Genomic DNA, 24,760 nt, shown 5'->3' with positions numbered 1-24,760 from the left:
GCGATCACACGGCCAGCACGTAGCAGCGATCCTCGCCGTAGGCCATGAACCCGCAGCGCGCGAGGATCGGCGCCGAGGTCTCGACGCGCCCCTTGACGAGCGCCGTGGTCGCCCCGAACTCGGCACCGATGCGCAACCGCTCGGCGAGCACCGCCCGGTAGGCGCCGCGCCCGCGGAACTCGGGCAGCGTCGCCGCGCCCCAGAGACGGAGGAAGCCGTCGACGACGGTGCAGCCGCCAGTGCTGATGGGGCGCCCGTCGATGCGGGCCAGTGCGCGGGCCCCCGTGCGAGCTTCGAGCTCGGCCGTCACCTCGGCGACCTCGGTACGCAGGCCGGCCTCGCTCAGCGGCTCCTGGCCCCAGACAGGGACGTTGACGGTGTCGACATCTCGAACGTCGAGCACGGTGCGCACCGCAGCGACCTCGACGCCGACCGGCACTGCGATCGGATCGCCCGGGATCGGGCGCGCGAACACGGTCACGGTGTCGTCGTGCACGGCTCCGCGCCGTCGCAACTCGTCCTCGAGGTCGGGACGGTCGGCGGCGTTCGTCCAGAACGTCAACCGGTCCTCGCCCCACGCCCGGGTGCGTGCGATCGCGTGGTCCAGCACCGACGGTGCGTCGAGGTCGGATGCGACCTGCGAAGCGCGCACACCGCCGCCGAACCGGGCCGGGTAGCGGACCAGCTGCAGAGCGGACTTCTCCTGCTCGCTCCCACGCGGGAACCACACCCAGGCTGCCGAGGCGCGGGCGATCTCGGTCTCAGAATGCATCGGCATCCCGGGAGGATCCCGCCGCGACGAGCGCATCGCCGGCGACATCGTGCTCATCGCCCTGTGACTCTGCGTCCTGATCGGCGCCGACGAGGTGCGCGAACGCGCTGAGCCGGGCCACGCCCTCGGGCGTCCAGGGCAGGTCGTCCAGCAGGGCCGGCGAGTGGACCAGGTAGGCGGCGACCTTGGCCCGCGAGATCGCGACGTTCAACCGGTTCTGCAGCAGCAGGAACTCCGGCCCGCGCGGGGCATCGCGTCCGCTCGATGCGGCCAGCGACGTGATCGAGACCACCGCCTCCCTGCCCTGGAAGTTGTCGACCGTGCCCACCGCGACCTCCTCGAGGCCGGCATCCGCGAGCGCGTCGAGGATCAGCTGCTTCTGGGCGTTGTACGGCGCGACGACGATGATGTCGGCCTGCTCGAACGGGCGCGGCAGTGCGCGCGCCATGCCGTCGGTGTAGTCCCGCCCGATCAGGGCGCGCACGATGCGGACGACCTCCGCGGCCTCCTCGGGCGACTGCGTGGCGTTGCCGCGATGCCGGATCGGCCGCACGTGCAACCCTGGCTCGATACCGTCGATCACGCGGCGCTCCGTGCCGGGCGCCGATGCCAGCGCGCCCGCGTAGGCGAGCTGCGAGACCGGGGCGGCGACCTCCGGATGCATCCGCCAGGTCCGGGCGAGGAACGCTCCGTGCGCGGGGTCGATGACCGCCTTGTCGTGCATGACCCAGCCCAGAGCCGAGGTGTCGACGGGCTCGGGGTGCGTGCCCTGGCTCACCTGCCGCAACTGCTGCGGATCCCCGAGCAACAGCAGCCGCTGCGCGGCCACCGCCACGGCGATCGTGGAGGCGAGCGAGAACTGCCCCGCCTCGTCGATCACGAGCAGATCGAGCTCGCCGCGCTGCACACGCCTGGTGCTGGAGAAGTCCCAGGCCGTGCCGCCCACCACGCAGCCGAGGCCCGCGGCGCGCTGCTCGGCGAGATACGCGGCCATGCCGTCCTTGCGGATCGCGGTGAAGACGGGCTCCGACCCGTGCGGATCCTTCGGCGCCTTCGCCACCTGGGCGGCCGGAACCCCGGCAGCCACCACCCGTTCGAGCAGGTTCTCCACGATCGCGTGCGATTGCGCGACCACGCCGATGCGGTAGCCGTGCTCGTTCACGAGCCGGGCGATGACGTGCGAGGCGGTATACGTCTTGCCGGTGCCGGGAGGGCCCTGGACAGCGAGGTAGCTGCGGTCCAGGTCGAGCACACCTCGCGCGATCGCGTCAGCAGCCTCCGGCAGACGATCATCCGGTGACGTGGCGCTGTCCGCGGTGTCGGCGTTCCCGCCGGGATGCCCGTCCGGCCGCGGCTCCAGGACCGGGAGCGGCTCGCCCGAGACAGTCCGCGGCACCACACGGCGCAGCACGTCGGTCGCCGCATCCTGCGGGAACGCGGGGGCCGCCGACAGCACGGATCCGGCCCATTCCTCGATCGCTCCCTGCAGGGAGTTCACTCGGGGTGGCGAGGCAGGGGTGAGGGCGAGCGGCAGCTCGTCCCAGGTCTGCCCGCCGATCGAGCGCTCGCGGATGCGGTAGCCGTCGTCGAGCACCTCGACGATCTCCACCTCGTGCGGCACGTGGATCACACGCGCGGGGAACTCACCGAAGAACGGCGCGGGAGCCTCGTAGAGCGCGAACGGACTGCCGCCGACATTCAGAGTGCTGCCGGGCGCGACCTCACCGTGCAGGTCGACGAGACGCGTGACGGCGCGGGCGCCTTCCTCCATGCCCCAGTCCTGCGCGACGGCCGAGCGATCCGGGTCCACCCGCAGCACATCGCGCGTCGACTCCCACAGCGTCACCGGTTCGCGCAGGCGCTGGAAGTGCGAGATCCAGAAGCTCTTCGCCTCGCGCGGGAAATAATCGATCGCGGCCGCTGCGACTCGATGGAACTGACCGGCCTGCTCGAGTGCAGCGCCCGTCGCGCCCGCGCCCCGAGCCTCATCCTGCTCACGCTGCCCCGCGGCCTGCAGGGCGAGCGACAGCGGCGCGGGTTCGTAGGCGCGCGTCTCGGGCTCGTCCGGCGGAGCCGGCAGCACGCCCGCCTCGCGCGCGAGGCCGACGAGCCAGTTGCGCAGCCGCCTCGTCGAGACGCAGTCGTAGCGGTTGTAATCGGCGAGGTCGGCGAGGATCCCCTCGGCCTCGGCGGTGCGGCCCGAGGCGGCGAGCCCCCGCGCCTGCACGTACTGGACGATCGAGTCGTCGCCCTTCTGCACGTCGCTCGTGCGCACCTCGGCCCCCATGTAAAGCGGCTCGAGCTTCTTGATCGAGTACGACCGCGATCCGATGCGCACCGTCCGCAGCACCAGCGGATACAGGTCGACGAACACGCCCTCCCGGAGCAGCCGGTCGACGTCGGCCTCGCCCACGCCGTAGCGCTCCGCCATGTTCTGCAGATGCGAGGTCTCGTAGGGGGCGTAGTGGTAGATGTGCATATCGGGGTGCGCCGCCCTGCGCGCCTTCACGAAGTCCAGGAAGTCCTGCAGCGCCTGCCTCTCGGCCGCGAAGTCGTGCGCCCACAGCGCGGTGTACTGCTCGGCGTCGTCGACCCAGCCGAACAGGTAGTCGAGCCCCCAGTGCTTGTTCTCCCGAGCCTGCCCTTCGCCCGGCTCGGTGTAGAGCGGATCCCCCTCGAAATCGAAGAACAGGTCGCCGCGGCTGGGCCGCGGCATCAGTCCGATCGCCGCCGCCGAGACGACCTCGAACGGCGGCGTGGGGTGTGCGCCGTCCCGTCCAGGCTCGCCGGCGTCTTCGGCCGCCATCGCGGCGAGCTGCAGCCGGGCCTGCGCACGGAGCGCCTGGAACGTCTCGACGTTCATGCCCTCCGGCGCATCCTCCGCCGCGGCAAGGTCGTCGATGGTCCTGATGCCGGAGGCGCGGAGTCGCGCCCGCTGCACCGGGCGCATGCGCGCGACGAGCAGCAGATCCCGGTGGGCGACCGCCTCGAGCTCGCAGGTGGCGCAGCGTCCGCAGGCGACGATCTGCAGATCCCCACGGTCGTCGCCCCAGGCGAGCGGCGCACCCGCCGCGCCCTCGTCGATGCGGCGGTCGGCGATGAGGGCGCGCAGGCGCGCACGGCGCACGTGGAACAGCGGCAGCAGGTCGCTCACCGCATGCGTCGAGATGCTGCGGTCGCCGAGGATCAGATCCACCTCGTCGGAACGCGGGATGCCGACGCGGTCGAGTTGATCAACATATGCTGCCAGCTGCATGAGCGCCGTCACGCGCGCGGTGCGGGCGAGCTTGGAGTCCTGCACGCGCCACCGCCCATCGGGGTCGCGCCGCAGGAAGTCCGCGAACCCGACGAACTCGGGCGTGGAGAACGCGGCCTGGTAGATCACCGTCGCGTCGGACCGCAGCGCGCGCAACGTGTCAGCGACGACCTCCGCCAGCGCCTCGGCATCGGTCGAGGACACCTTGGGCAGCTCGATCACGCCCGGCCCGCCGTCGACGGATCGTCCGAGCTCCGCGATGTATTCGTCCAGCACCACGAGCTCGTGCGCGTCGCCCATCGCCGCGGCGCGGGCGAGCGTCGCGTCCTCCGGATCCTCGACCGGCTCGACCCTCCCGAGCTTGGCGTCGACCGCGCGCGCCCAGGCGAACTCGCACTCGGCCGCGAGCTTCAGATCCGTGGCACTCCAGATCACGCGCTTCCGGTCGGATCCGACGTTCTGATCGGATGCGGAAGCGGTGATCACGCGCACGAGGGCTCCTGTCGTTCGGGGGCGACCGATCGGGCCGTCGCTTCGACCCTAGACGGGACCCCCGACATCACGGGCCGGCGTCAGCGCCACCAGGTGTCGTCGGGCGTGACCGGCTGGCGGCGCTTGTGCGAGGTCGCGAGGTAGCGCGCCTCGATGCGCTGCGCCACGTCGGCCGCCACCTCACGCCCCTCCAGATAGTCGTCGATCTGCTCGTAGGTGAGGCCCAGCTCGTCCTCGTCGGCGCGGCCGGGCGTGCCGTCCAGCAGATCGGCCGTCGGCACCTTGTAGGCCAGTCGGTCCGGCGCGCCGAGCGCCAGCAGCAGCGCCCTGCCCTGGCGCTTGGAGAGCCCGGCGAGCGGGGTCAGGTCGCAGGCTCCATCGCCGAACTTGGTGAAGAAGCCGGTCACCGCCTCCGCCGCGTGATCCGTGCCGATCACGAGCATGCCGCGCTGACCGGCGATCGCGTACTGCGTGACCATGCGCAGACGCGCCTTGATGTTGCCGCGGTGGAAGTCCGCCACGTCCTCCAGGCCCGCTGCTTCGAGGTCGTTCTCAAGCCCGTCGACGCCGTGCTCGATGTTGACCTCGACCCCCTCGTCCGCGGCGATGAAAGCCATCGCCGCGGTCGCGTCGTCGGCGTCGTGCTGTACCCGATAGGGCAGGCGCACGGCGATGAACGTCGCCTCGCCGCCCTCGGCGCGCACCCTCTCGACGGCGAGCTGCGCGAGCCGCCCGGCGAGAGTCGAGTCCTGTCCGCCCGAGATGCCGAGCACATAGCCCTTGGCGCCCGTGTGCTGGAGGTAGTCGACGAGGAAGCCGACCCGGCGGTCGATCTCCGCGGCGGGGTCGATGTCGGGGCGCACCCCGAGGCCTGTGGCGATGTCCTGCTGCAGGGTCATGCTTCTCCTTCGGTCGTGGAACCAGTATCCAACGGCGACGTTTCGCGCGCGTGAACGCCGCCGCCGTCCGGGCGGCGCCTGCGAGGATGGAGGCATGAGACTCCTCGTCGCCGCCCTCGCGTCCGAACTGCAGGCCTTCCCCGAGGAGCTTCCCGGCTTCGACCGGCTCGTGACCGGCCCCGGCAAGCTCAAGGCCGCGTACGGCCTGACCCGCGCGCTGGACGCGACTCCCTACGAGGAGATCGTGGTCGTCGGCACGGCGGGAGGCGTGGATCCGGATCTCCCCGGCGGCGTGTACGAGATCACCGCGGCGATCCAGCACGACGTCCAGGACCTCGACGGCGTGATCGGACAGCACGTCTCGCTGCCGCCGCGTGTCGCGACCGGCCGCGACGGACTCGTCATCGCGACCGGGGACAGCTTCGTCGATGACGTCGCAGTGGTCGAGCGGATCCGCGGCCTCGGCGGGGTGCTCGTCGACATGGAGACCTACGCCTACGTCTGGGTCGCCGACCAGTTCGACGTGCCGATCCGCGTGCTGCGCGCGATCTCCGACACCGCTCAGGACGGCGCCACCACCGTCTGGGACGAGACCGTCGCGGCCTGCAGCGTGCAGTTGCGCGAGCAGATCCGGGACGAGTACGGAGTCTGAGAACGCACCGCAGTCGACCGGTCGTGGACATTTCAGTTAACGCTCGCTAATCTGAATCACGAGTCCACGACCGCTGCGAAGTCGCCCAACGGAGGGTGCCGTGTCCGAATCAACCGCGCCGAGCATCGGTGCGCCGACCTACCGCGAGCTCGTCGACGAGCTGCGCGCCCGGCGCGCCGAAGCCGCCCTGGGCGGACCGGAGAAGAGCCGCCTCCGCCACACCGAGCGCGGCAAGCTGCTCGCCCGGGACCGGATCGATCACCTGCTCGACACCGGCAGCCCGTTCCTGGAGGTCGCACCGCTCGCCGGCTACGGTCTGTACGGCGGTGACGCCCCCTCGGGCGGCGTGGTCGCCGGGATCGGGCTCGTGCACGGGCGGCACGTCATGGTCGTCGCGAACGACGCCACGGTCAAGGGCGGCACCTACTACCCGATCACCGTGAAGAAGCACCTGCGCGCGCAGGAGATCGCGGCGGAGAACCGGCTGCCCTGCATCTACCTCGTCGACTCGGGCGGCGCCTTCCTGCCGATGCAGGACGAGGTGTTCCCCGATCGCGATCATTTCGGGCGCATCTTCTACAACCAGGCCAGGATGTCGCGGGACGGGATCCCCCAGATCGCCGCCGTGATGGGGTCGAGCACGGCCGGCGGCGCTTACGTGCCGGCGATGAGCGATGAGACGGTGATCGTGCGCAATCAGGGCACGATCTTCCTCGGCGGCCCCCCGCTCGTGAAGGCGGCGACCGGCGAGGTCGTCACCGCGGAGGACCTCGGCGGCGGCGAGGTGCACACCCGGGTCTCGGGCGTCGCCGACCACCTCGCGGAGAACGACGAGCATGCGCTGCAGATCGTCCGGGACATCGTGGCGACGCTGCCGCCGTCGCCGGAGCCCTTCGACAGGCTCAGGGACCGGGCAGATCCGACCGCCGCGGTCGCGGATCCTCCCGTCGTCGACCTGCTCGACGTGGTCCCGGTCGAGCTGACCGTGCCCTATGACGCGCGCGAGATCATCCGCGGCATCGTCGACGGCGGCGCGTTCACCGAGTTCAAGACCGAGTACGGCACCACCCTGGTGACCGCGTTCGCGCACATCCACGGCCACCGGGTCGGGATCATCGCCAACAACGGCGTGCTGTTCGGGGAGTCGGCGCTCAAGGGTGCGCACTTCATCCAGCTCTGCGAGCAGCGCCGCACCCCGCTGCTGTTCCTGCAGAACATCACCGGCTTCATGGTCGGTCGCGAGTACGAGGCGAACGGCATCGCCAAGCACGGCGCGAAGATGGTGAACGCCGTCGCGACCGCGACGGTGCCCAAGCTCACCGTCGTCGTAGGCGGATCCTTCGGCGCCGGAACCTACTCGATGTGCGGAAGGGCGTACTCGCCGCGGTTCCTCTGGCTCTGGCCGGGCGCCAGGGTCTCGGTCATGGGCGGACCGCAGGCCGCGTCGGTGCTGTCGACCGTGCGACGCGACCAGATCGAGGCGGCGGGCGGATCCTGGTCGGCCGAGGAAGAGGCCGAGTTCCAGGCCCCGATCCGGGCGGCGTACGACGAGCAGGGCAGCCCCTACTACTCCACCGCCCGACTGTGGGACGACGGGATCATCGAGCCCGGCCAGACCCGCGATGTGCTCGGCCTCGCGCTCGACGTCGTGATGCGGGCCCCTTCGACCGACCAGCCGGCCGCCGGCGCAGCGGCAAGCCGGCAATACGGCGTCTTCCGGATGTGAGTGAGATGCACCGCACTGAGCCTTACGTGTTCGACACCGTCCTCATCGCCAACCGCGGCGAGATCGCCTGCCGCGTCATCGCGACGCTGCGCCGTCTGGGGATCCGCTCGGTCGCCGTCTACAGCGACGCCGACGCGGGCTCCCGCCACGTCGCCCTCGCCGACGTCGCCGTGCGGATCGGCCCCGCACCCGCGGCGCAGAGCTACCTGAACATCGACGCCGTGCTGGACGCCGCCAGGGCGACCGGCGCGCAGGCGATCCACCCCGGCTACGGGTTCCTCGCCGAGAACGCCGCCTTCGCGCAGGCGTGCGCCGACGCCGGGATCGTATTCATCGGCCCCACCGCCGCCGCGATCCGCACCATGGGCGACAAGATCACGGCCAAGCTGGCCGTCGCGGAGCGCGACGTGCCCACGGTTCCGGGGGTTGCACGCCCCGGCCTCACCGATGCCGACCTCATCGCCGCCGCCGGAGGGATCGGCTACCCGCTGCTGATCAAGCCCTCGGCGGGCGGCGGCGGCAAGGGCATGCACGTGGTCACGGACGAGGCGCACCTGGCCGACGCGATCGCCGCCGCTCGGCGCGAGGCCGCCGCGAGCTTCGGCGACGACGCGCTGTTCCTGGAGCGCTACCTCGCCACCCCGCGGCACATCGAGGTGCAGATCCTCGCGGACGCGCACGGCAACGTCGTGCACCTCGGCGAGCGCGAGTGCTCGCTGCAGCGCCGGCACCAGAAGGTGATCGAGGAGGCTCCGTCCCCGCTGCTCGACGAGTCCACGCGCGCGGCGATCGGCGTGGCCGCGTGCGAGACCGCCCGGAGCGTGGACTACCGCGGCGCCGGAACCGTGGAGTTCATCGTCGAGGCGGCGAAGCCGGACGAGTTCTTCTTCATGGAGATGAACACGCGTCTGCAGGTCGAGCACCCCGTGACCGAGCAGGTCACCGGGCTCGACCTCGTGGAGCAGCAGCTGCTCATCGCCGCCGGTGCTCCGCTCGGTTTCGGGCAGGAGGATGTCGTGCTGCGGGGGCACAGCATCGAGGCGCGCGTGTACGCCGAGGATCCGGCCTCCGGCTTCCTACCGACGGGCGGCCGTGTGGGGCGCGTGATCCACCCCGAGGGCGAGGGGATCAGGGTCGACACGGCGATCGCCGACGGCCTGGACGTCTCGATCGACTACGACCCGATGCTCGCGAAGATCATCGCGCACGGCGCGGATCGTGACGAGGCCCGCCGCCGACTGGTGCGAGCGCTCGACGGGACAGCGGTGTTCGGCTTCCCGACGAACGTGGAGTTCGTGCGGGCGCTGCTCGAGCTTCCCGAGGTGGTCGCCGGCGACCTCGACACGGACCTCATCGCCCGCCGCTTCGACGATCTCGCCTTCGCCGAGGCCGGCGCACGCGTGTTCGCCGAGGCGGCGCTGCTGTTCGATGCCGCGCCGCGCTCCGAGGCCGCGACGGTGTCCGGCCCGTGGACTCGCCGCGATGGCTGGCGCCTCGGCGTTCCCGCCCCGCGTCGCTACCGACTGGTCTGCGGCGAGCACCGTGCCGAAGTGCGCGTGACGGGATCCGGATCCCGCCTGTCGGTCGAGGTCGACGGATCCGGTCCGGTGGCCGCCGCCTCGCGCGCCGAGGGAGCCTCGCACCGCACGATCACGATCGATGGCATGACGCGGACGGTCGCCGCGCTCGAGATCGAATCCGGCCGGGTTGCCATCGCGCACAGCGGTGCAGTGTTCGAGGTCGCCGTGGAGCGGGTCTCGCATGCGGGTGCGACGGCGGCGGAGAACCGCCCGCATCTGGACTCCCCCATGCCCGGGACGGTCGTGCTCGTGCACGCCGCCGACGGCGCGCACGTCGCGGAGGGCGATCCGGTGCTCGTGGTCGAGGCGATGAAGATGGAGCACGTGCTGCGCGCCGGGGTGGCGGGCACGGTCGCCGTCCACGTCGCGCAAGGCGACACGGTGGCCCGAGGGCAGACCCTGGCCGTGATCACTCCGGACCCTTCGGCAAGCTCAGGGACCGAACCGGGTGCCGGTTCGGGGACCGATGTCGAGGAGGTCGCGGAATGACGGGGAAGCGCATCGAGCAGCGGGGACTCTACTTCGAGGAGTTCGAGGAGGGCGCGGTCTACCTGCACCGCCCGGGGCGCACCGTGACCGAGGCCGACAACGTGCTCTTCACGACCTTGACCATGAACACCCAGGCCCTCCATCTGGACGCGGCGTGGAGCGCCGGAACCGAGTTCGGCGAGCGGCTCGTGAACAGCATGTTCACCCTGTCCACGCTCGTGGGGCTCTCCGTCGCGCAGCTCACGATGGGCACGATCGTCGCGAACCTCGGCTTCTCCGACGTGTCCTTCCCCGCGCCGGTGCGCATCGGCGACACCCTCTACGCCGAGACGCTGATCGTGTCGAAGCGGCTGTCGTCGTCGCGCCCCGGGCAGGGCGTCGTTCAGTTCGCGCACACCGGGCGCAATCAGGACGGCACGGTGGTCGCCCTCGCAACGCGGTCCACCCTCATGCAGTGCCTTCCCGCGGAGGCCGCGCGATGAGCGCGCTGCAGGGCCCCGCACTGCTGTTCTGCCCCGCGGACCGCGACGACCGGTACGCGAAGGCCCTCGCCGCCGCCGACTCCGTGATCCTCGACCTGGAGGACGCGGTCGCCCCCGCGGACAAGCCCGCCGCCCGTGTGCGCCTCGCCGCCGCGGGCCTGGATCCGCGGCGCACGATCGTGCGGGTGAACCCGGCGGACACCCCCGATCACGCGCTCGACCTCGCCGCCCTCGCCGGCACCGTGTACCGCACGGTGATGCTGGCCAAGGCCGAGTCCGCCGCCGACCTCGACGCCCCGCATGCTGCGGGGCACCGCGTGCTGGCGCTGTGCGAGACCGCGCGCGGTGTCGTCCACGCCGAGGAGATCGCCGCGCACCCCGCGACGATCGGGCTCATGTGGGGCGCGGAGGATCTCGTCGCGAGCATGGGAGGACGCTCGAGCCGGTTCACCGCGGGCGCCCACGCGGGCCGCTATCGAGACGTCGCACGCCTCGCGCGCTCTCGCGTGCTGCTGGCCGCGAAGGCGTTCGGGAAGGCCGCGATCGACTCCGTTCACCTCGACATCGCCGACGTCGACGGTCTGCGCGCCGAGGTTCTCGATGCCGCGGCGAGCGGCTTCGACGCCACCGCGTGCATCCACCCGAGCCAGGTCGCCGTGATCCGCGAGGGCTATGCCGCCACCCCGGCCGAGCGCGACTGGGCCGAGCGCGTGCTCGCCGAAGCAGAAGGACAGCCGGGGGTGTTCCGGTTCGAAGGCCGCATGGTCGACGAGCCCGTACTGCGGCAGGCCAGGGCGATCCTCGGGCGCTAATCGCCGCGCCCGAGCATCGCCCACCGTCGACCCCGACCTCGCCCCTATCTCGTCAGCGCCCGTTCCTCGAGCAGCTCGCGCACCCGCTCGATCGGCAGTCCTCGCACGCTCTGCCGGTGCCCGGCCATGTCCTCCCCCGCGACCAGAACGTTGAGCACCGCCTCCTCCGTCGCCTCGACCACCGCCGTGTAGAGCGGATCCATCCGCCCCCAGGGCACGGCGCGCACCTCGTCCAGCACGACCTCCTCGCCCTCCGCCGGGAAGCGGCTGGCGAGCGCACCCGGATTCGCCGTCGAGAAGGCGAGGAAGATGTCGCCCGAGAAATGCGATCCCGCGGTCCCCGTGCGCGCGAGGCCGAGAGAGACTCTCCGCGCCAGCGCCGTGCATTGTCCGGGCAGCAGCGGCGCATCCGTCGCCACGACCACGATCACGCTGCCGGCGCCCTGCGGCGGCGTCGCCGATCCCGCCGCGGACGATGCGACGTCGCCCGATTCCGCGGCCACCTCGTTCTTGAGCACCGAACCCACCGGCTCCCCGCGCACCGTCAGCTCCGACATCTCGCCGAAGTTCGCCTGCAGGAAGACGCCGACCGTGTACTCGGCATCTCCCAGCACGACCCGGCGCGAGGCCGTCCCGGATCCACCCTTGAATCCGTAGCAGATCATGCCGGTGCCTCCGCCGACGGCTCCCTCGTCGACGACCCCTGACCGGGCGGCGTCCAGCGCCGCGACGGCGTGCCGGGGCCGCACATGCAGACCGTTGATGTCGTTCAGGCGTCCGTCCCAGGTCTCCGCCACGACCGGCAGGAGCCATTGATCCGCCGCGCCCGGAACCGTGTCGAGCATCCAGCGGATGGCGCCCTCATGCGCGGCTCCGACGGAGTGCGTATTGGTGATGAGAACCGGGGTGCCGAGGCTTCCCGACTCCGCGATCCACACGGATCCGGTCATCTCCCCGTTGCCGTTCAGTGAATGCACTCCGGCTGCGACAGGAGTTCCGGCGCCGGCGCGGCCGCGCGGCAGGATCGCCGTGACGCCGGTGCGGACGACGACGGCCTCGCCGTCCTCGATGAGAGTGGTGTACCCGACTTCGACGCCCGGCACGTCGGTGATCGCATTGTGCGCACCAGGGATCCCCCCGCGCACCAGCCCGAGATCCCGCGCGCGTGCCCGGCTCATCCGCGCACCTCGTCCTCGAGCTCCTCGTCCGCGGGCAGCGGCAGCGTCCAGCGATCCGGCTTCCCGCGCAGGTAGAGCGCGTAGTAGAGCATGCCGAGGGCGAAGATCCCGACGGCGACCGCGACCGGGATCCAGTCGGCGATCAGGCTCATCACCAGGATCACGAGGGTTGCGAGCGTCATCAGGATCGGCGCGACCGGCCACATCGGCATCCGGTACTCGGCGGCGTCGGTCGTGTGGTTGATCCGGCCGACGAACGCGGCGAGACCGACCAAGGCGTAGAGGATCACAATCCCGGCGCTGGTGGCGACGAGCAGGACGTTGAATGGGACCAGCCACAGGCAGAGCGCGGCGATCACGCCGACGATGATCGTCGCGATGACCGGGGTGCGCAGCGTCGGATGGATCCGGCCCAGCGGGCGGTTGATCGCGTCGGGCCAGGAGCGGTCGCGTGCCGAGGAGAACAGGGTGCGGCCGAACTGCAGGATGATCGCGAGCACCGCGTTGATCACGGCGACGGCGATCCCGACGCTGACCAGGGTGTTGACGACCGGCCCCGCACGCTCGGTGAGGAACTGCGTCATCGGCGAGGGAGAAGCGACGAGGGCCGCGAGGTCCTTCGAGCCCAGCAGCACGGCGATCGTGGGGACGATCTCCGCGACCACGGCGATGAGCAGCGACCACAGGATCGCGCGACCGATCGTGGAGCGGGCGTTCTTGGTCTCCTCCGCGTAGTACACCGCGGCGCCGTAGCCGTTGAAGGCGAACAGGGCGGTCGCCGTGTAGGAGACCACGAGGCCGGCGGAGGTGCTCACGAGCACGCCTCCCGGCCCGCTCGTGGCCACCGTCCACAGCGTGGAGATCGGCTGACTCACGTGCAGGAAGCCCACCACTGTGAGCACCACCAGCGCGCCGATCTCCAGGATCAGGAAGACGCCGGTGACCCACGCATTGGTCCTGATCCCGAGGCAGGCGATCACGGTGGTCACCAGGATCACCACGATCCCGACCCACCCGCCCCCGAGAGCCTCCGAGAGCACCCCGAGGTACTGGCCCGCCCCCGAAGCGATCACGCCGATGATGAGCACGCCGCTGACCAGGTTCAGCAGGAACAGCCCGAAGCCCCAGGGCTTGCCGAGCGTGCGCGCCACGAACGCGTACTCGCCGCCGGTGATCGGGAAGGCGCTGGACAGCTCGGCATAGCAGAGCGCGACGAAGACGCCGACGAGAGCGCCGATCAGGAAGGCGAGGGCCGACGCCCCGCCGATGCCGTTGATGATCGCAGGCACGATGATGAACACGCTCGACGCGGGCGTCACCGCCGAGAGCGTGATCAGGATGTTCTCCTTGAAGGTCAGCCCCCGGGAGAGCTGCTGTTCGTACTTCCCCGCGTCGGGCACGACCCCTGGAGCCTTCGCCCCCAGCGCGCCGGCCGCCTCGCCGAGCTCTTCCTGCAATCCGTCGCTCATCGTCGAGCCCTTCCTCGAATGGGTTATTTGATTGCCCAGTCAAAAGTAGGATTCCTGTTAAGTCAACGGTTGGCCGCGAACTTTTGACTCACGAATCAAACTCGTAACATTCGGAGAGGATCTCGATCGGATCCGCGGGACGACTCCCCACCCTGAGAGGATGGGCGCATGGCTAGCGCGAAGAAGACGCCGGAGCGTCGCGACCAGCTGATCCTGGCGACGCTCGATGCGATCCGCGACCGCGGGATCGCGAACCTGCGCGTCCAGGACGTCGCCGAACGGGCCGGGGTGTCGACCGGCACCGTGCACTACCACTTCAACGACCTCGATCAGCTCATCGACGATGTCTACACGTGGGCGTGCGAGCGGTTCTACACGACGCGCCTGCAGGCCCTCGCCGACATCCCGGATGCGCGGGAGCAGCTCGTCGCGATGATCGACGCGGGCATCCCGAAGAGCGAGGACGACGCGCTCGTCATCGCCATGCACGACATCGACCTGTTCCGCAGAGGCAGCGCCACGATGGGTCCATTGCTGCAGGCGCTTTACGACCGACAGGTCGCGCTGTACTTCGCCGCATTGCAGCTCGGCGTCGCGCAAGGGCACTTCCGACTCGCCGGCCCCATCATCGACCTCGCGCAGAACTTCGTCTCCCTCGAGGACGCCTACGAGCTGCACATCATCAGCGGCAACCGCTCGGCGAGCCCCCGTCGCGCGCGCGAGCTCGTCCTCGGCTACGCCCGCATCGTGACCGGCTGCTCCGAGCTGTCCCTGTGACCCTGAACGGCGGGGCTCACCCTCCGACGAGAACGCACCGGGCGGCCGCCGCGAGGATCGCGCGCTCGTGCACGGATCCGGCGACGGAGTTGTGCGCGGTGGAGTTCAGCAACCCGAACACCGCGTGCATCATCACCTGGCGGTCGGCCTTCTCGAGCTCGGGCCGGATGCGCCCGACGACCTCGGCCCACAGGTCGAGGTACTGGCGCTGCAGCTTGCGCACCTGACGGTTCGCGGCCTTCGGCAGCGTGCCGAGCTCGCGGTCCTGCACCCGGATCACATCCCGGTGCGCCAGGGCGAACGTGAGGTGGAAGTCGATCAGGTCATCCAGCAGTGCCCGATCGGACGAGTGCAGTGCGCCGGCGATCTCGGATCCGCCGCGCAGCAGGAACTCGCTGGTGCCGAGCAGGATCTCCTCGAGCATCGCCTCCTTGCTCGGGAAATGCCGGTACAGAGCGGGCCCGCTGACCCCGACCGCGGTGCCGAGCTCGCCGATCGAGACCGCGTGGAACCCGCGGTCGGCGAAGAGCCGGGCGGCGGCGTCGAGGAACAGCTGCCTCGTCCGTGCCTTCCCCTGCGCCCTCGCGGTGGTCATCCCGTAAGGATAGCGATCCTGGACAGTCGAGTGAACGCGCGCTAACATTTGTTTCAGTTACCGATCGTTCACTGAGGAGCTGATCAGCGTGTCCGAGGCGATCCCGTCCGAACTCCCCGAGGAGTACCGCGAGCTGTCCGCGACCGTCCGCGATTTCGCCGAGCAGGTGGTCGCTCCCGTCTCCGCCCAGCACGACCGGGAGCACAGTTTCCCCTACGAAGTGGTCGCCGGCATGGCCGGGCTGGGCCTGTTCGGCCTGCCGTTCCCCGAGGAGTACGGCGGCATGGGCGGCGACTACTTCGCGCTCTGCCTGGCGCTGGAGGAACTCGCCAAGGTCGATCAGAGCGTCGCCATCACCCTCGAGGCCGGCGTCTCGCTCGGCGCCATGCCGATCTTCCGCTTCGGCACCGAGGAGCAGAGACAGCGCTGGCTGCCCTCGCTCGCCGCCGGCACGACTCTCGGGGGCTTCGGCCTCACCGAGCCGGACGCGGGCAGCGACGCCGGCCGCACCCGCACCACCGCGCGCCTCGACACCGCTGGTTCAGGCGCAGACGAATGGGTGATCAACGGCTCGAAGCAGTTCATCACCAACTCCGGCACCGACATCACCGCGTTCGTGACCGTCACGGCCGTGACCGGCGAGACCGAGCGGGGCAAGGAGATCTCGACGATCATCGTGCCCTCGGGCACGCCGGGCTTCACCGTCGCGCCGCCGTACGACAAGGTCGGCTGGAACGCCTCGGACACCCACGGACTGTCGTTCGACGACGTGCGCGTGCCCGCCGGCAACCTGCTCGGCGAGCGCGGGCGCGGCTACGCGAACTTCCTGCGGATCCTGGATGAGGGACGCATCGCGATCGCGGCCCTCGCGGTCGGCGCCGCGCAGGGCTGCGTCGACGACGCCGTCCGCTATGCGAAGGAGCGTCAGGCCTTCGGCACGCACATCGGCGGGCATCAGGCCATCGCGTTCAAGATCGCCCGCATGGAGGCGCGCGCCCAGGTCGCCCGTCGCGCCTACTACCACGCAGCCGCGCTCATGCTCGCGGGCAAGCCGTTCAAGCAGGAGGCGGCGATCGCCAAGCTCACCGCGAGCGATGCGGCGATGGACAATGCTCGTGACGCCACCCAGGTGTTCGGCGGCAACGGCTTCATGAACGAGTACCGCGTGGCCCGGCACTACCGCGACTCGAAGATCCTCGAGGTCGGCGAAGGCACCACCGAGGTGCAGCTCATGCTGATCGCCCGCAGCCTCGGACTCTGAGAACTTTCGTTTCGAAGCGCGCAAATGGCTGCATCCGGAGGTAGATCCAGCCATTTGCGCGCTTCGAATTGACAGGCGTCGGGCGGATCGGCCCGACAACCGACGAGATCTGCCCGAATTCGGGCAGATTCTTGTCATTCGGCGAGTCGGATCCGCATACTCGTGTCATGACCGACGATGACCTGATCCACCGGATCTCGGCGTCGACCGGTCTGCCGGCGAGCGTCGCCGCGCGGGTCGTCGACGACGTGCTCGCCTGGTACGACGAGCCGGTCGAGGCCTTCGTGCGGCGCCGCCACAGTGAACTGCAGCTCTACGGCACGCGCAACGCCGAGGCGTTCGCCCTCATCGCCGCGGAGCTGCGGGGGCGTCGCGTCGCGGCCCCGGACCTGTCCGAGCGGCAGCTGCGCCGCATCGTGTACGGCTGAGCACCGCCCGCCCAGCCCGCCCCGTTCATCCCCCACGGATCTCCATCCACCATCGACCTCTGAGGAGCCCACCATGTGCGGAATCGTCGGATACATCGGCCACCAGGCCGCCGCCCCCGTCCTCGTCGAAGGCCTCACCCGCCTCGAGTACCGCGGCTACGACTCGGCCGGCGTCGCCGTCCTCGGCAGCAAGGGCACCACGGCGATCCGCCGCGTGGGCCGTGTGCGCGAGCTCGAGGCCGCCCTGCCGAAGCGGCTGACCGGCACGGTCGGGATCGGCCACACGCGCTGGGCGACGCACGGCCCCGCCATCGAGCAGAACGCGCACCCCCAGCGCAGCCAGGACGGCCGGATCAGCGTCGTGCACAACGGGATCATCGACAACGCGGCCGCCCTCCGATCGCAGTTGGCCGAGGCAGGCGTCCCGCTCACGAGCGACACCGACACCGAGGTCATCGCGCACCTCATCGCGCAGTCGGAGGCGGCGACCCTCGAGGAGGCCGTGCTCTCCGCGCTCGGGCGGATCACCGGCACTTACGCCCTCGCGGTGCTCGATGAGCAGCACCCCGAGCGGATCGTCCTGGCGCGCAGCGGATCCCCCCTGATCATCGGCATCGGCGACAAGGAGATGCTCGTCGCCAGCGACGTGGCCGCGCTCGTGCGGCACACCGACCGGGTCGTGCACCTGAACGACGGCGAGCTGGCGACCGTGACCGCGACCGGCTTCCGCACCTTCGACCGCGGCAACACCCCGACCAGCTCGGAGCCCGTCGAGATCAGCGTCGCCGCGGAGGACCTCGAGCTCAGCGGCTACCAGCACTACATGCTCAAGGAGATCCACGAGCAGCCCGACGCCGCCGCGATGGTCCTGCGCGGCCGGCTGGACGAGCGGTTCGCCACTGCCCGCCTGGACGGACTCGGACTGGATCCGCGGGAGCTCCGCGGCTTCCGGCGGATCAAGATCCTCGGCTGCGGATCCGCCTACTACGTGGGCCAGCTCGGCGCGCAGCTCATCGAAGACCTGGCGCGCATCCCCGCGGACGCGGAAGCCGCATCCGAGTTCCGCTACCGCCAGCCCATCATCGAGTCGGACACGCTGTACGTCGCGGTGAGCCAGAGCGGCGAGACCGCCGACACCGCCTTCGCCGTCGAGGAGATCAAGCGCAAGGGCGGCCGCGTCATCGGCGTCGTCAACGTGGTCGGCTCGACGATCGCCCGCACGGTCGACGGCGGGATCTACCTGCACGCGGGGCCGGAGATCTCCGTCGCCTCCACCAAGGCGCTCACCAACATGGCCCTCTCGTTCGCCCTGCTGGCGCTGCACCTGGGCCGTCTGCACGACCTGTCGCACGCCGACGGACAGCGCATCCTGCGCGGTCTGCAGCGCATCCCCGAGCAGATCCGGGACATCCTCGAGAATGCGGATCCGATCGCGGACGTCGCCGAGGACATCGCGAAGGCCAAGAGCGCGTTCTACATCGGTCGCGTGCGCGGGTTCCCCGTGGCGAGGGAGGGCGCGCAGAAGCTCAAGGAGATCAGCTACATCCACGCGGAGGCCTACCAGACGAGCGAGCTCAAGCACGGTCCTCTCGCACTGATCGACCCCGACATGCCGACGGTCGCACTCATCCCCGAGGACGAGCTGACCGACCGCAACCTCGGAGCCGCGGAGCAGATCCTCGCGCGCAAGGGGCCACTCATCGCGATCACCCATGCCGGAGTCGATCTCGCGCACCTCGACGCCCGCACGATCGTCGTGCCCAAGAACGAGCCGGAGCTGGATCCGATCCTGCTGACCATCCCGACGCAGCTGCTCGCATACTTCGCTGCGGTCCGGCTCGGGCACGACGTCGACAAGCCCCGAAACCTGGCGAAGTCGGTGACCGTGGAGTGATCGCGGGACCGCCGCACGCGCCCGGCCTGCCCGGCAGAGAGACAATGGTTTCATGAGCAGCAGAGACGCCGTCATCGTCGCCGCCCGCCGCACGGCGGTCGGCATCGGCAAGCCCGAACGCGGCGTCTTCAGCGGCGTCCACCCGGTCGATCTCTCCACGCATCCCATCCGGGCCGTGCTGGCGGACACCGGTGTGGATCCCGCCCTCGTCGACGATGTGCTGTGGGGGTGCGTGTCGCAGGTGGGCGAGCAGTCGTTCAACGTGGGCCGCAACGCCGCTCTCGCCGCGGGGCTGCCCGAGCATGTGCCGGGGATGACCATCGACCGGCAGTGCGGCTCGTCGCAGCAGGCGATTCAGAGCGCCGCCGCGGCGATCATCGCGGGCTACGCGGACATCGTGGTGGCGGGCGGGGTCGAGGTCATGTCGCGCGTGCCGATGTTCTCCAGCGTCGCCGGCGCGGATCCCTACGGCCCGCTCATGCACGAGCGTTTCCCGGATCTGGGCAACCAGGGCGTCGGCGCCGAGCTCATCGCGCAGAAGTGGGGCCTGACCCGCGCCGAGCTGGACGAGTTCGCGGTGCGCTCGCATCAGCGCGCCGCGTCCGCGACCGCTTCCGGCTTGTTCGCCGATGAGATCGTTCCCGTCCCCACCGCCGCAGGTGTCGTGACCACTGATCAGGGGATCCGGCCCGACTCGACCGTCGAACGCCTGGCGACCCTGCCGACGCCGTTCCTCTCCGGCGGTGTGGTGACGGCCGGCAGCGCCTCCCAGATCTCCGACGGCGCGGCCGCCGTGCTCATGATGACGAGCGCGCGGGCGGCGGAGCTCGGGCTCACCCCGATCGCGCGCGTGCACAGCGTCGCGGTCGTGGGCTCGGATCCGATCCTCATGCTCACAGGTCCCATCCCGGCCACGGCGAAGGTGCTGAAGCGCGCCGGCCTCGACATCGCCGACATCGGCGCCTTCGAGGTCAACGAGGCCTTCGCCCCGGTCGTGCTCGCCTGGCTCGCCGAGACCGGCGCGGATCCCGACCTCGTCAACCCGCGCGGAGGGGCGATCGCCCTGGGGCATCCGCTGGGCGGATCGGGCGCACGCCTGGCCACGACCCTGCTGCACCACATGCAGCAGAAGGGGATCCGCTACGGCCTGCAGACGATGTGCGAGGGCGGCGGCATGGCGAACGCGACGGTGTACGAACTGATCTGACGGCGCTCGGCCTCCACGATTCGGACACACGCCCGCCCGTCAGGGCTCGATCACGCTCGGGCCGTCGGGGGTCGCGCGGACCGTGATCTGGGCGGGGATCTGCTCCTTCATCGCCTCGACGTGACTGATGACGCCGACCGTGCGGCCACCTGCGCGCAGTTCGTCCAGAGTGCGCATCGCCACGTCGAGCGTCTCGCCGTCGAGGGATCCGAAGCCCTCGTCGATGAACAGGGTGTCGAGCTGGATGCCGCCGGCACGAGCGGTGACGACTTCGGCGAGGCCGAGCGCGAGCGCGAGCGAGCCGAGGAACGTCTCCCCGCCGGAGAGCGACTGCGCGGGCCGAGTCTGGCCGGTGAACGCATCGAACACGACGATCCCGAGACCGGAGGCGGCCCCGCGTGCGGCCCTGGCGTCGCTGTGCTGCAGCTGGTAGCGGCCCGATGACATGTCCGCGAGGCGCAGATTCGCCGCGGCGACGATCTCCTCGAGCTCGGCCGCGAGCACGAAGGTCTCGAGGTTCATCCGATAGGTGTTCGCCCCACGGCCGGCCACGGCATCGGCGAGCTGTTGCAGCACCTCGTGGTCCGCGGCGGCCGCCGCACCGCGGGAATGCTCGGCCGCCGCCGTCTCGAGGAGGGCTCGGAGTTGAGCGGCGATCGCGTCGGCCCGGCTGGCGGCGTCGACGGCGGCCGTCCACGCGATGCGCGCGGTGGATTCGGCGGATTCGTGGGGAGCGAGGTCGATCGGCTCGTCAGGGAGGGTGCGCAGTTCGAGATCGAGGAGGATCGCACGTTCCTTGGTGCGCTCCGCGGCATGTGCGGCGATCCGCTCCTCGAGCCCGACCTGATCGGCCGGGCTGCGCAGCGCGGCTCCGGCCGCGGTCGCATCGTCGAACGGCGACGCGGTCAGCGCCTCCTGCTGCTCTGCGAGCGCGGCAGCTGCGGACTCGGCGCGGGCCTCACTCTCGTCCAGCGCCGTGGCGAGCGCATTCGCGGCGGAGATCCGGACCGCCGCATCGTCGATCCGCGCGGCGACGCTGTCGAACGCACCACGCGCCTGGGCAACGGACTCCTGCGCCGTGGCGAGAACCTGCCGCGCGAGCACCACGCGCTCGCTCGCCTCGGCGTGACGGGCGGACAGATCGGCGATCGTCGCGTCGAGACGGACGCCCTTGCCCCGCAGCTCGGCGAGGCGCTGCTCCGCCTCCGCGGCCGCCGTCTGCGCGGCCGAAGCGGCGTCCTGCTCCGCGCGCGCAGCGACGAGTTCCGCCTCGGCGGTCTCGACCGTGCGCCCGTCGGCGCGTACGGCCGCGGCAGCCAGCTCGGCATCCAGCGCAGCCAGTGCCCTCGTGGCCGCGCGCACGAGCTCGGTGGCGCGCTCCCGCGCGTCCGTGGCCTCGGCCACATCGTCCGCCGAGACCGGATCCGCATGCGCGGCCGGCGCCGGGTGCTCGGTGGATCCGCACACACTGCAGGCCTCGCCCGGAATCAGGGCCTCGGCGAGCTCACCGGCCATCCCCGCGTCGCGGCGGCGGCGCAGATCCGCAGCACGCGCGAAGGCGGCTGCAGCCTCCTGCTCGCGGTCGGCGACCGTCCGCTCGACCGCACTCCGCTCCTGGGTGCGTGCCGCAGCGTCCCTGGCGCCCTCGAGCCGCACCGCCGCCGATGCCACGGCGGTCTCGAGGTCCGCGGCACGATCGGCTCGTCGGCGCAGATCGTCGCGCTCCGCGGTCAGGGCATCGATCGCGGCAGGCAGAGCGGCGCGCTCCGATTCGTGGATCGCGCGGTCCGCTGCCGCGGCCGCCTGCTCGCTCAGGGCGGTCTTCACCGCCGCCTCATGGCCGGCGAGCTGCCCCTCGGTCGCGGCAGCCTGCTGCCAGGCGCCGCTGGCCCGGATGAGGTCGGATGCCCACGTCCGCAGTGCTTCCGCGGAGGAGCCGTCCGGCGCCTGATCATCGCCCGCGGCGATCCCTCGCCATGCCGCTTCGGCCTCGGTGGCCACCGCGGTGGCAGCCGTGGCCGCGGCCGCGGTGCGCTCCGCCGTGCGCAGCACGTGCCGGAGGGCTTCGGCGGCCCTGGCATCGTCCAGGGTGCGACGATCGGCGGCGATCCGGAGAGCTTCGGCGTCGAGCGCGGCGAGCGCGGCGCGCGCGCGATCCCGCTCCGTCTGCGCCTGGCGTTCCTCTCGCGCCGCGGCGAGCGCGGTGGTCGCGGCGCGATGCGCCGCCTCGGCCAGGTCGCGTTCCTGGCGGCGCTGCTCGGAGCGGTAGTCCGCCCGCGCTCCTGCCCGGTGCAGCGCGTCGAGACGTGCGTCGACCGAGGCGTCGGCGTCGGCCGGCACCGTCTCGGCACCGGCGCTGGCCCCGTGCAGGTCGTTCTCGGCGACGAGCTGCTCGGCCTGCTCGACGCGGGCCATCACGGTCGCGCGTCCCGCGCCCAGCGCCTGCTCCGACGCGCGGCGGCGCTCGTCGAAGCGGGCCTGGTAGTCCTCGAACCGGCCGGTGCCGAAGAGCCGGCGCAGCAGAGATTGGCGCTCCCTGCTGTCCGCGAGCAGGAATCGTGCGAAGCGCCCCTGCGCGAGCAGGATCACCTGCAGGAACTGCTGCAGGTTCAGCTGCAGGATCTCATCCAGCTCGTGCGCGACGTCGACCTCCCGCGCAGCCCGGCCGATCCAGTTCCCGCCGACGAGCTCGTCCAGCGCCGCGGCGGACGCCTGCTTGGTCAGCCCGCCGCCGCGCTTCGCCGGGCGCTGATACTCGGGCGATCGCGTGACCCTGAATCGGCCGGCGACGGTGCTGAACTCGACGACCACCTCGGTCGGATCCGCGGGCTCGCAGTGGTCACTGCGCAGGCGCTTCTCGCCGCCCTCGTAGCGCGGCACGTTGCCGTAGAGCCCGAAGCACACGGCATCGAGGATGCTCGACTTGCCCGCGCCGGTGCGACCGCCGATGAGGAAGAGGCCGTCGTCGGCGAATGCGTCGAAGTCGATCGTCTGCCGCCGCAGGAACGGGCCGAACCCCTCGATCTCGAGTCGATGCAGCTGCACTAGACGAGGGCTTCCGCCAGCGCGCGGTCGTCGAGCACTTCACGGATCAGCTCCTGCTCGCGTGCGGTCGCCCCCGCGCCGTCCCGCACATGCGCGAGGAAGGCGTCGATGCGCTCCTCGTCGGTCGCGGCGGTGCCCAGCCGCTCGCTGTAGGAACGCTCCTCGACCGCAGACGTGCGCGCGGGCTCGTGCTGCACGAGTGCGCAGAACGGGTACTTCTCGCGCAGGCGCCGCATCGGCTCGGTCTGCGGCAGATCATCGGTGTAGACCGCGCACACCCAGTCGTCGTGGTGCGCTGCGACGTTCTCGGCCGAGAGGATCTCGTCCAGGGGCCCGGTCAGGGTCACGAGCCGGCGCGGCACGGGCAGCTCCAGCCACTGCGCATCAACCCTGCCGTCGGCCGCCAGGTCGATGAGCCAGGATCCGCGGGGCTTGTGCTGCTCGCCGAAGCTGTAGTGCAGGGGCGCACCCGCGTAGCGGACGCGCTCGGTGAGCGCCTGACGCCCATGGATGTGCCCGAGCGCGACGTAGTCGGCGCCGTCGAACACGGACACCGGCACCATGTCGATGCCGCCCTGCCGGATCTCGCGCTCGAGACCGACCGTCGCGTCGACGCCGGCGGCGAAGCAGTGCGCGATCACGACGGCGCGCCCCGGATGCTCGGCCATCCCGGCCCGGACGAGCCCCATGGCGTGCGCAAGCGTCTGCGCCTGGGTGCGCAGCGGGCGCCCCTCGGCGTCGCCGGAGAACACGGCATGCTGCCGCACGATGGCGGGCTCGAGGTAGGGAATCCCGAAGAAATGGACCGGACCGTCGGCGTCTTCGATCGTGATCGGCTCGCCGATGCTGCGCGGATCCGTGACGACGTGGATCCCCTCGCGCAGCAGACGTGCCTGGAAGCCCAGCCGGGCCGCCGAGTCGTGGTTGCCGCTCGTGACGATCACGCGGGCACCCGTCGCGTGCAGCGCGACGAGGGTGTCGGTGAGCAGCGTGTAGGCGGGAGCGGCCGGGGTGGCGGAGTCGAACACGTCGCCGGCGACGACGACCACGTCGACGCCGTTCTCCTGCACCTGCACGACCAGGGCGGCGAGCACCTCGGCGAGCGCTTCCAGGGTGGAGTGCCCGTGGAAGGTCCGGCCGATGTGCCAGTCCGAGGTGTGCAGGATCTTCATGCCCTCAACGCTACGGATGGGGTCCGACATTGCCGCCGAGGCGTGCCGGAGACCCGGCCGGAGAGGACCTGCCGGACGGTCTTGTCCGCGCGTAACAGAACGTCACACTCGGCGCGCCTGACGATAAGGCTCAGCGCACGCGCAGCAGACCGGCCCGCTCGGGGTGCGCGTCGAACCAGTCGGCGACGTACCAGCAGACCGCGTCGATGCGCCGATCCCCGCGCGCCGCGATGTCCTCGACGGCACCCGCCACGACCCTGGCGGCGTAGCCGGATCCGCGGAAAGACGGGATGGTGAAGGCCCTCGTCAGCGCCATCGTGCGTCCGTCGTCGTGATAGTCGAGCACGCTCACCAGGACGCCGCCGCGCGTCAGCGTGTAGCGCGACGCATCCTCTTCGCGAGTGAGTACGAATCGATCCGGGCCTGCAGAATTCCCCACGGTTTCACGCTACGCCCGAATTGTTCGACCGGGTCCGTTTTGACACGGGAGGTCACCTTCGGTAATAATCGGGCCCATGACCACCAACGCACGCCCCTTGTCCGCCCAGGAGGCGAACGGGACGACCGGGATGAT

General features: G+C 71.0%; 19 protein-coding genes. 10 read left to right on the top strand and 9 right to left on the bottom strand.

Annotated features, from left to right (window positions below; genetic code table 11):
* Positions 1 to 4: 4 nt before the first annotated feature.
* From AB4078_RS01180 to nadE, 3 genes are all read right to left on the bottom strand, one after another.
* Entirely contained in the window at positions 5 to 778 is a 774-nt protein-coding gene (locus AB4078_RS01180; RefSeq protein ID WP_441975649.1) for a GNAT family N-acetyltransferase, read from the bottom strand.
* The gene (locus AB4078_RS01175) at positions 762 to 4,520 is read right to left on the bottom strand and encodes a TM0106 family RecB-like putative nuclease (protein ID WP_441975648.1); all 3,759 of its coding nucleotides are present in this window, start codon (positions 4,518 to 4,520) and stop codon (positions 762 to 764) included. Before AB4078_RS01175 ends, AB4078_RS01180 begins: the two co-directional genes overlap by 17 nt.
* A gap of 80 nt (positions 4,521 to 4,600) precedes the next feature.
* Entirely contained in the window at positions 4,601 to 5,419 is an 819-nt protein-coding gene (gene nadE, locus AB4078_RS01170) for an ammonia-dependent NAD(+) synthetase (protein WP_441975647.1), read from the bottom strand.
* Between the two features lie 94 nt (positions 5,420 to 5,513).
* Between nadE and AB4078_RS01165 the strand changes: the two genes are divergently transcribed.
* The 5 genes from AB4078_RS01165 to AB4078_RS01145 all read left to right on the top strand — a co-directional run bounded on the left by AB4078_RS01165 (position 5,514) and on the right by AB4078_RS01145 (position 11,160).
* The gene (locus AB4078_RS01165; RefSeq protein WP_441975646.1) at positions 5,514 to 6,071 is read left to right on the top strand and encodes a phosphorylase family protein; all 558 of its coding nucleotides are present in this window, start codon (positions 5,514 to 5,516) and stop codon (positions 6,069 to 6,071) included.
* Positions 6,072 to 6,171: 100 nt separating this feature from the next.
* Positions 6,172 to 7,797: a carboxyl transferase domain-containing protein gene (locus tag AB4078_RS01160; RefSeq protein ID WP_441975645.1), complete on the top strand. Its 1,626-nt coding sequence runs from the start codon at positions 6,172 to 6,174 to the stop codon at positions 7,795 to 7,797.
* A 5-nt stretch (positions 7,798 to 7,802) separates the two neighbouring features.
* Positions 7,803 to 9,866, top strand: a complete 2,064-nt coding sequence (locus AB4078_RS01155) for an ATP-binding protein (protein WP_441975644.1) — start codon at positions 7,803 to 7,805, stop codon at positions 9,864 to 9,866.
* Positions 9,863 to 10,348, top strand: coding sequence for a MaoC family dehydratase (locus tag AB4078_RS01150; protein ID WP_441975643.1), 486 nt, complete (start codon positions 9,863 to 9,865; stop codon positions 10,346 to 10,348). The genes AB4078_RS01155 and AB4078_RS01150 overlap by 4 nt, the downstream gene beginning before the upstream one ends.
* Positions 10,345 to 11,160: an HpcH/HpaI aldolase/citrate lyase family protein gene (locus AB4078_RS01145; RefSeq protein ID WP_441975642.1), complete on the top strand. Its 816-nt coding sequence runs from the start codon at positions 10,345 to 10,347 to the stop codon at positions 11,158 to 11,160. Before AB4078_RS01150 ends, AB4078_RS01145 begins: the two co-directional genes overlap by 4 nt.
* Before the next feature lie 44 nt (positions 11,161 to 11,204).
* On the opposite strand, the gene AB4078_RS01140 is transcribed toward AB4078_RS01145, so the two are convergent.
* Both AB4078_RS01140 and AB4078_RS01135 read right to left on the bottom strand, forming a co-directional pair.
* Positions 11,205 to 12,338: a DmpA family aminopeptidase gene (locus AB4078_RS01140; protein ID WP_441975641.1), complete on the bottom strand. Its 1,134-nt coding sequence runs from the start codon at positions 12,336 to 12,338 to the stop codon at positions 11,205 to 11,207.
* Positions 12,335 to 13,807, bottom strand: a complete 1,473-nt coding sequence (locus tag AB4078_RS01135) for an APC family permease (protein ID WP_441975640.1) — start codon at positions 13,805 to 13,807, stop codon at positions 12,335 to 12,337. Before AB4078_RS01135 ends, AB4078_RS01140 begins: the two co-directional genes overlap by 4 nt.
* A gap of 168 nt (positions 13,808 to 13,975) precedes the next feature.
* Between AB4078_RS01135 and AB4078_RS01130 the strand changes: the two genes are divergently transcribed.
* On the top strand, positions 13,976 to 14,584 hold the full coding sequence (locus tag AB4078_RS01130) for a TetR/AcrR family transcriptional regulator (RefSeq protein WP_440734864.1): 609 nt from the start codon (positions 13,976 to 13,978) through the stop codon (positions 14,582 to 14,584).
* 16 nt (positions 14,585 to 14,600) lie between these two features.
* Here the strand turns inward: AB4078_RS01130 and AB4078_RS01125 are convergent, their stop codons facing one another.
* Complete coding sequence (locus AB4078_RS01125) at positions 14,601 to 15,179, bottom strand: TetR/AcrR family transcriptional regulator (RefSeq protein ID WP_440734863.1); 579 nt, start codon at positions 15,177 to 15,179, stop codon at positions 14,601 to 14,603.
* An 88-nt stretch (positions 15,180 to 15,267) separates the two neighbouring features.
* Between AB4078_RS01125 and AB4078_RS01120 the strand changes: the two genes are divergently transcribed.
* The 4 genes from AB4078_RS01120 (at position 15,268) to AB4078_RS01105 (ending at position 19,969) form a co-directional block, all read left to right on the top strand.
* Positions 15,268 to 16,440, top strand: a complete 1,173-nt coding sequence (locus AB4078_RS01120) for an acyl-CoA dehydrogenase family protein (RefSeq protein WP_441975639.1) — start codon at positions 15,268 to 15,270, stop codon at positions 16,438 to 16,440.
* A gap of 167 nt (positions 16,441 to 16,607) precedes the next feature.
* Complete coding sequence (locus AB4078_RS01115; RefSeq protein WP_441975638.1) at positions 16,608 to 16,868, top strand: hypothetical protein; 261 nt, start codon at positions 16,608 to 16,610, stop codon at positions 16,866 to 16,868.
* A 73-nt stretch (positions 16,869 to 16,941) separates the two neighbouring features.
* Positions 16,942 to 18,762 (top strand): glutamine--fructose-6-phosphate transaminase (isomerizing), encoded by a 1,821-nt coding sequence (glmS, locus tag AB4078_RS01110; protein ID WP_440734860.1) that lies wholly within the window; start codon positions 16,942 to 16,944, stop codon positions 18,760 to 18,762.
* 52 nt (positions 18,763 to 18,814) lie between these two features.
* Entirely contained in the window at positions 18,815 to 19,969 is a 1,155-nt protein-coding gene (locus AB4078_RS01105) for a thiolase family protein (protein WP_441975637.1), read from the top strand.
* Positions 19,970 to 20,008: 39 nt separating this feature from the next.
* On the opposite strand, the gene AB4078_RS01100 is transcribed toward AB4078_RS01105, so the two are convergent.
* The 3 genes from AB4078_RS01100 to AB4078_RS01090 form a co-directional block, all read right to left on the bottom strand.
* Positions 20,009 to 23,014, bottom strand: coding sequence for an AAA family ATPase (locus AB4078_RS01100; RefSeq protein ID WP_441975636.1), 3,006 nt, complete (start codon positions 23,012 to 23,014; stop codon positions 20,009 to 20,011).
* Positions 23,014 to 24,186 (bottom strand): exonuclease SbcCD subunit D, encoded by a 1,173-nt coding sequence (locus AB4078_RS01095; protein ID WP_441975635.1) that lies wholly within the window; start codon positions 24,184 to 24,186, stop codon positions 23,014 to 23,016. Before AB4078_RS01095 ends, AB4078_RS01100 begins: the two co-directional genes overlap by 1 nt.
* 130 nt (positions 24,187 to 24,316) lie before the next feature.
* A complete protein-coding gene (locus AB4078_RS01090; protein ID WP_441975634.1) occupies positions 24,317 to 24,625 on the bottom strand; it encodes a GNAT family N-acetyltransferase in 309 nt (102 codons plus the stop codon).
* Positions 24,626 to 24,760 lie beyond the last annotated feature (135 nt).

The sequence above is a fragment of the Microbacterium sp. 2MCAF23 genome, from assembly GCF_052115565.1.
Lineage (GTDB): Bacteria > Actinomycetota > Actinomycetes > Actinomycetales > Microbacteriaceae > Microbacterium.
Note: the sequence above shows the minus strand (reverse complement) of the source record. Positions and strands in the feature narration are given on the sequence as shown.

What these genes read in the sequence shown, in the direction of transcription:
- AB4078_RS01165 (WP_441975646.1), top strand. Translation starts at nt 5,514, where the DNA reads ATGAGACTCCTCGTCGCCGCCCTCGCGTCCGAACTGCAGGCCTTCCCC.
- AB4078_RS01145 (WP_441975642.1), top strand. Translation starts at nt 10,345, where the DNA reads ATGAGCGCGCTGCAGGGCCCCGCACTGCTGTTCTGCCCCGCGGACCGC.
- AB4078_RS01180 (WP_441975649.1), bottom strand. Translation starts at nt 778, where the DNA reads ATGCCGATGCATTCTGAGACCGAGATCGCCCGCGCCTCGGCAGCCTGG.
- AB4078_RS01130 (WP_440734864.1), top strand. Translation starts at nt 13,976, where the DNA reads ATGGCTAGCGCGAAGAAGACGCCGGAGCGTCGCGACCAGCTGATCCTG.
- AB4078_RS01150 (WP_441975643.1), top strand. Translation starts at nt 9,863, where the DNA reads ATGACGGGGAAGCGCATCGAGCAGCGGGGACTCTACTTCGAGGAGTTC.
- AB4078_RS01105 (WP_441975637.1), top strand. Translation starts at nt 18,815, where the DNA reads ATGAGCAGCAGAGACGCCGTCATCGTCGCCGCCCGCCGCACGGCGGTC.
- AB4078_RS01155 (WP_441975644.1), top strand. Translation starts at nt 7,803, where the DNA reads ATGCACCGCACTGAGCCTTACGTGTTCGACACCGTCCTCATCGCCAAC.
- AB4078_RS01140 (WP_441975641.1), bottom strand. Translation starts at nt 12,338, where the DNA reads ATGAGCCGGGCACGCGCGCGGGATCTCGGGCTGGTGCGCGGGGGGATC.
- AB4078_RS01125 (WP_440734863.1), bottom strand. Translation starts at nt 15,179, where the DNA reads ATGACCACCGCGAGGGCGCAGGGGAAGGCACGGACGAGGCAGCTGTTC.
- glmS (WP_440734860.1), top strand. Translation starts at nt 16,942, where the DNA reads ATGTGCGGAATCGTCGGATACATCGGCCACCAGGCCGCCGCCCCCGTC.
- nadE (WP_441975647.1), bottom strand. Translation starts at nt 5,419, where the DNA reads ATGACCCTGCAGCAGGACATCGCCACAGGCCTCGGGGTGCGCCCCGAC.
- AB4078_RS01135 (WP_441975640.1), bottom strand. Translation starts at nt 13,807, where the DNA reads ATGAGCGACGGATTGCAGGAAGAGCTCGGCGAGGCGGCCGGCGCGCTG.
- AB4078_RS01095 (WP_441975635.1), bottom strand. Translation starts at nt 24,186, where the DNA reads ATGAAGATCCTGCACACCTCGGACTGGCACATCGGCCGGACCTTCCAC.
- AB4078_RS01115 (WP_441975638.1), top strand. Translation starts at nt 16,608, where the DNA reads ATGACCGACGATGACCTGATCCACCGGATCTCGGCGTCGACCGGTCTG.